This window comes from Candidatus Symbiopectobacterium sp. NZEC135 (assembly GCF_025962695.1).
On record NZ_JAGFPF010000424.1, the window covers coordinates 1 to 1,480 of the forward strand.

A 1,480-nucleotide genomic window follows, 5' to 3' on the forward strand; every position below is an offset into this window, starting at 1 on the left:
TTTCTTTTGAGTAAAGGAAGCAATATCTCTGGTAGTTATCAGTATTAATATGCCTGACATGGCAATCTTTATAATGAGTTGTTGAATTATCACACACTTTTGTTTGTTTAAAAAAATCTCCCCTTGGGTTCTTTCTCATTGATTGTATTGATTTTATCGTACTCGCGCTTGAGGTTAACGCTTCTGCTTTTTGTGCGGATTGATCCGTGTCGGGTCTGAATTGCATAGCTTCGGTTGTTGACTGTGTCGCCGACGATAGGGGCATTGAAAATGGACTTAACGGTGAGTGGTCATTTGGTGGGCAACTATTACCAGGTACTATATTGTTTTGTTGTCGCGCCCACAAAAAAGCGCCGCAACTTACACTGGCACCTGCAAGTAAGCCCAATCCAAATATCGTTTTCCATCCGCATGAGGGCGCAGTGGAAAATGAAAAATTATTGTATTGCTGATTTTGTTGAATTAACTTATCACTTTTTAGTACCAATGACCTCCCTTCCTCTATGAACCTCAGTTCTTCAGGTGTTGCTTTCTGTGTCGATGCTGATGATGACGGAGAAAAAAATTCACGTACAGAACAAAGTAACGATCGTTGCGTATCGGATGAGCTTGAACAAGGCTTGTGTAGCGTATGATCTTCTTGAGAGTTAGAGACAGTGGATATCTGATTTAGCGTCTCATTTGATTGGGTTTCACGATGGTAATGTTGTATGGCGGTATTTTCATGATGGGTGCTTGTGATAGCATTCGTCTGCATTGAAACTCCATTTTAAATATCAATTTCTAAGTTTTAACACTATGGTTTATATCGTTGTCGGTAAAGACTATAGTTTTAAGCTGATAAGACTACAATTGTAAATAAAACCGAATTGGTTCAATTGTTAACTTAGTTTAAATAACACTGATTTTGTTACAAATAACGATACCGTATTTAATTTGAAGGATTTATGATATTTTGCATTGATTGTTATTTGCTACTGAGATTTACGCGCATGATATGATAATCATTATGTTTTATCATTCAAAGGAAATGTAAATATTAACATTATCAAAGACAGTGACCAACGGTTTCTATAGTTAACTATTTGAGTTTAAATGGTAAGTATGGAGAATTATAATTTATCCGGTGTTTTATTTTCAAAATATTATATCAATGCTGATTATGTGAATGCATCTTCGCTTGGAAATGTTTTCAATCATGCAGTTGATTTTTACTCGTTATGATTAATCGCCCGGAACTCTTATTTCAGTAATTGCTCGGTTTCTACAGGCTATGAGATGAAGAGCCAATTAATAAATAATATTTTTAGTTTTTTAAATTCTTGGTTGGATAAGTTTCATGACGGAAAAAATATTCATGGCAATATTTTCCATTGATTAAAGAACAATGATGGTGATGGCGTCATCGACTCTCTCTGGTATGGATAAGGCCGATTGGGCGATTGGTGATGGGGGAAGCAGTGAGTGGGCAACCTCCACT

At 36.2% G+C, this 1,480-nt stretch carries 1 protein-coding gene; it reads right to left on the minus strand.

Annotation, left to right across the window (positions count from 1 at the left end):
• Window positions 1-757 (minus strand): hypothetical protein (locus tag J5224_RS27520; protein ID WP_264628315.1); only part of this gene is annotated, 757 nt, incomplete at its 3' end.
• Between the last annotated feature and the right edge of the window lie 723 nt (window positions 758-1,480).